Source organism: Acetobacterium sp. MES1 (assembly GCF_002237635.1).
Classification (GTDB): Bacteria; Bacillota; Clostridia; order Eubacteriales; family Eubacteriaceae; genus Acetobacterium; species Acetobacterium wieringae.
Window position 1 is genome coordinate 1 of sequence record NZ_MJUY01000046.1, and the last position, 4,840, is coordinate 4,840.

3 protein-coding genes are annotated in these 4,840 nt (G+C 45.9%); all 3 read right to left on the reverse strand.

Annotated features, from left to right (window positions below; genetic code table 11):
- Nucleotides 1-201: 201 nt before the first annotated feature.
- The 3 genes from BI182_RS12225 to BI182_RS12235 all read right to left on the reverse strand — a co-directional run bounded on the left by BI182_RS12225 (nucleotide 202) and on the right by BI182_RS12235 (nucleotide 4,469).
- Nucleotides 202-366 (reverse strand): hypothetical protein, encoded by a 165-nt coding sequence (locus tag BI182_RS12225; protein WP_250935507.1) that lies wholly within the window; start codon nucleotides 364-366, stop codon nucleotides 202-204.
- Between the two features lie 18 nt (nucleotides 367-384).
- Nucleotides 385-2,373: a serine hydrolase domain-containing protein gene (locus BI182_RS12230; RefSeq protein ID WP_286808290.1), complete on the reverse strand. Its 1,989-nt coding sequence runs from the start codon at nucleotides 2,371-2,373 to the stop codon at nucleotides 385-387.
- A gap of 92 nt (nucleotides 2,374-2,465) precedes the next feature.
- A complete protein-coding gene (locus BI182_RS12235) occupies nucleotides 2,466-4,469 on the reverse strand; it encodes an EAL domain-containing protein (RefSeq protein ID WP_286808292.1) in 2,004 nt (667 codons plus the stop codon).
- Nucleotides 4,470-4,840: the final 371 nt, after the last annotated feature.

The window sequence follows — 4,840 nt, forward strand, 5'->3', positions numbered from 1 at the left end:
GATTACCGATATCAGCCAGCCGTAAACTGGTTACTTTAGATCGGCAGCGTATCGTTTTAAGCCCCGGGGTTAAAACGATACAGCCAGTGAATAAAAACCGCCCATGGCGCGCAAAGCAGCACCATGGACGGTTTTAGTTAATTATCATTTGTTGCGGCGTTTTTGATGTCCCAGCTCCTAAGAAAAACCGTTCATGCTCAGTTAATATTTGTCCCCCTCATCCAGGATAATCCTCGGTTTGGTCAATTGATGGGAAACTGTTGCCTGTGTATCCGGAGGATTTACCGAAGCCGGTTGACTGATCCGGTTGGCATTTTGGGCATTCTTCCTGGTTTCTTCCGCGACTTCATCCCTTGTGATTTGCAATTTTATCCCCACTGCTCTTTAAACGCCGTAGTCATAAGGGAAGCTTGCACCTACCGCACCAATAAACATCACATAGGAACCGGCCGTTACCGGGACATCTTTAATCTCACCATAGAGCGTATCGTAGACAACTGCTAACGCTGGATCGTAGATGATCAGACGACTATTCTCGGGTAAGCTGATTCCGAAGCGGCCATCAGCATCCAGCCGCCTGATGATGTTTTCACCGCTTTTGTCAATGCTGATTGTCTCACCCTTTTGAAGACTGGGAATCTCAGCGACATCAATTAAGGTATGGCTCATCGCTGTCAACGTACTTTTACCGTTTTCTGTTGTGATAATCGGTTCACAAAGATCCCGGGCATAGGCCAGATTCATAAAGCCGCTATTTTGATCTTTCAGGGGATAGGGGGTATAGCTGCCGTCACTGCCGAAATAAATCGTCCCGGGGAGTTCCGGAATACTCCCGGTTGATGCCGAGAATACGGTAAAATCGGTGGCACTGAGACTTACCGGCAGCCAGCTCTTGCCTTCAAAACGGCTGGTGTCAATGGGATTATTGGCCTTGATGCCCTCGCCGATCACCGTCCCATAGGTGGTGTGAGCCGTCGACTGGAGCAACAGTTTTTTACCAAAACCTTCCGAAAATGACAACCACTGATCATAATCCATATCAAAATAACCATCTCCCAGATAGGGATAGGTTGCCGCAGTCACAAAGGACTGACCATCAAATTGCTGATAAACCAGGGCGTTTGTCTGCTGATCAAAGTCAATTTTGATGATACTGCCACTGGCCCCATAGTAGCCGGCAAAACCGAGTATGTCATTGGGAATGGCCGTCGGGGTGATGGTTTTGGCAGTGGTCTCAGCCGCCGGAATGATCCCTTTTTCTTCCAGCAGGGCCTGGGTAATCTTATCGGCAATCCCGACGACATTGGCGGTACCGGCAAAAATCAGAGCAATCGAAAGATCGGCCTCGGGGATCAGATAAAGCTGGGACGCATACTGTAAGGTCGCCCCGTTTTTACCAACCACCGTGACCCCCTGTTCGGCAAAGGTCGGCACCGCCACCATATCCCAACCCAGACCGTAGTTATCAATGGGCATTCCCGAGGGCATCGTTTCGGGACCATACTGGGGACTGGTGTACTCCTTAAAGGACGCCGCGCTGAGTAGTTTGCCATTAAGCAGGCCATTGCCAAAACGGCACAAATCGACGGCGGTGGAGGAAATCCCCCCGGTTCCCAGCAGATTGATAATTTCTGGCGGCAGGGCAGTACCATCGTCGTTATTATACTTTAAAGCAACATTTTCATTGCCGTCCTGAAAGGAACAAGAGCTGTCATCCATACCAGCTTTTGAAAAGAAATGGCGTTCAAGATAATCGGCATAGCGTTGGCCGGAAATTTTTTCAATCAGCACCTCTGCCAGAGTAAACCCATCATTACAGTAAACACTGACCAGCCCGGGATCATCCTTTAACTGGCTGTTAGCCAGATAGGCCATGAAGTTCGTCAGAAAATCGGGATCTTTTTCCGTTGCAAAGCCGTTTGCGAGCATCGTTCCCGGCAGACCCGAGGTATGATTGAGCAGCATCCGCACGGTGATCTGACGATAGCGGTCATCCTTCATGGTAAATTCCGGCAGGTAATCGACCACTGGTTTGTCAAGCTCCAGCTGCCCGGATTCCACCAGCTGCATGATCGCTGCCGCGGTAAAGACCTTGCTGACAGAACCAATATTATATTGGGTATGGGCATCAACATCTTTGGCTGCCAGGCGATTGGCCTTGGAAAAACCTTCTTCATATACAATTTTGCCATTTTCCATAATCGCAATGGTCGCACTGGCAGCCCCCCGACCGCTGATTTCTTTCCAGATTTCAGTCCGGGCGGTGGCAATGGTTTTTTCATAGGTCTGGTTCTGGGCTGAATGATTAACACATCCTGAAAGCAGAACAAGCAATAAACCAAGGACAACAACAGCCAAGCTTTTTTTCATCATCTTAACCTCCTGTAAAAGTCAATCGGGCGTGACTTTCATCTTGACCTTATAAACATACCCCCTGAGATTTTTTTAAGCAGGCATTCCCATTTTTATTGGCTAGTAATAAAAGGGGTTCCCCTTTGGTCTGTGTCTAAAAAATCGAGATAAGCCGCTTCGCTGATCGGCCTGGAATAATAATAGCCCTGCAAATGCGTAACCCCGCAGTTGTTCAAATAGGCCGCCATCTCTTTTGTCTCGACCCCTTCTGCGACGATTTTAACATTCAGTTGCAGCAACAGCGTGATGATATTTTCCAGAATGGCTGTCGCCTTGTTGTTCTCCTGATCGAAGCAGGGCCAGATCAGGCTCTTATCCAATTTCACCAGATCATAAACGACCTCCGCCATCCGTGACAGGTTGGAATACCCGGTGCCAAAATCATCCATTGAAAAGCTACACCCCATCTGTCGTAGCTTGAGCATATTCTCCTGTAACATTTCACCGGATTCCACAAAAGCCGTTTCGGTTATTTCCAGATTAATAAAACCTGGCTTAATCTGATATTTTTTCATGATCTTCTGCAATTGCCTGGGAAGGTCGGGATGGACACACTGAATTCCTGACAGATTTACTTCAATATACTCAATCCCCCGGTCCTGAAGTTCCTTGTCCCGGGCAAAGGCACAAACTTTTTCAAAGACAATCGCTCCCAGTTCCATGATCAGGCCTTTCTTTTCAGCAATCGGAATGAACTCTTCTGGAGAGATAAAACCAACCGTGGTCGTATCAGCTAAGCGAACCAGCGCTTCGGCCGAAAGAAACTGTTCATTCTGAGTATGATAGATCGGTTGATAGACCATTTCAAAGCCATCCTGATCAATCGCATCGCGAAGAATTCTTTCAATGGTTGAATGGCGGAGCTTGCGATTGATGATCTCCTCATTTAATAGATAGGTGATGGTATCGGCGGTCGCTTCGTTATGAGCGGCCATATAATTCATCATCTCATAGACCTCATCACAGCTTTCCATATTGATGTAACTGTCGGTAAAAATAACATCAATATGGGCTTTTATAACAATGGAAAATTGGGCAAACTGAATCGGTTCTTTAAGCTGTCGGGCCAACAGCGCCAATTGATCCTCGATGGCGGTCAGAGGCGCTTCGGTTATAAAGGTCATGACATTACTGCGGGAGTGATAAAGACTGAAATGGGTGGCATGCCGAATCTTGCGATTCACTTTTCTGTCGCAATGAGGACAGAACTGGAAGCTATCCGTCATCATCTGCCCGATAATTGCCAGAATATGATTGGCGTTGTCATGCCCCACCATGGTTTGGATTCTTTTTAAATCATCCACCACCACATTCACCAGAATCAAGGGTTTTTCGGCTTCCTTTTTTTCATTCATCATCAAATGAAAGGCCCGTTTGTTAAAGCTACCCGTTTCCTCATCCTGATATTCCTTGGGATTTTCAAAAGCCAGGTAGATAAACAGAATCATCAGAGTGACCGCCACTTCCGAAAAAAGCAGGCCAAAATTGAAGAGTTGAATGCCTCCGCCGGCAATCAGCATCAGAATTCCCAGGCGGATTGCCAATCGGTGATTTTTTTGGATGTTGTTTTGATAACGAAAGGTATCCGCAAAGATCCAGGCGCAATAGAAAAAAAGACTGGCTGTGAATCCCGCCACCATGGAACCATGGGCATAGAGTTGCTGATCGTGTAGTTCATAGGATAAATCACCAAAAATGATCATCACCAGTGAAAAGGCCAGGGGCAGCATACTGCTCAGCACTTTTTTCCACCGCATCCGTTTCTGATTGTTGCCTAAAATTTCAACATACCAGAAAAGCGACACGACGATCATAATCAGCGTGGCATAAAAAATCTGGCTAATCAGACGATTCACCTGTGGCGTAAAAACGTCCGCATTGACTGTGGCATAAATTTTCAGCACATTAAAAACTAAATTTACTGCGGTGAAATATAGCATCAGGGTAAAACACTTATTGGATAACAGCGGCAGTTTTTTATTTTTTAAAAAATCGAGAAAAATAATTGAAAAAAAGAGTATTGTCACCACCAATAATTGTAACTCATATTGAAGCATCAGGGCCCTCCTATTTTTGTCAGTAGCGAGCCTCATTTTACCATTTTAAAGTCCCTCTTTACAATAAATTCTGACGTATTTTTAAAAAACTAGATGATCGCTTTCCCTGGCCCTGATCATCTGTGAAATTGACAATCCGGTAATGCTACAGCAATCCAAGCTGGCCCATGACCGCCAGGCCACCAATCTGGAAGAATATCAATAGACATCCCTATTCTCTATCTTTTTTACTTAAATTGATGTGCTTTTTGAAAAAGGCTTTTTCCAGCACAGCGTATTCCTGATCATTGCAAATTTCCTGACAGATGGTTTTGTATTTTCGGGATTTTGTCAGCATCGTTTCAATCTTCTGACAGGGGTACTCTACACAC

What these genes read in the sequence shown, in the direction of transcription:
- BI182_RS12230 (WP_286808290.1), bottom strand. Translation starts at nt 2,373, where the DNA reads ATGATGAAAAAAAGCTTGGCTGTTGTTGTCCTTGGTTTATTGCTTGTT.
- BI182_RS12235 (WP_286808292.1), bottom strand. Translation starts at nt 4,469, where the DNA reads ATGCTTCAATATGAGTTACAATTATTGGTGGTGACAATACTCTTTTTT.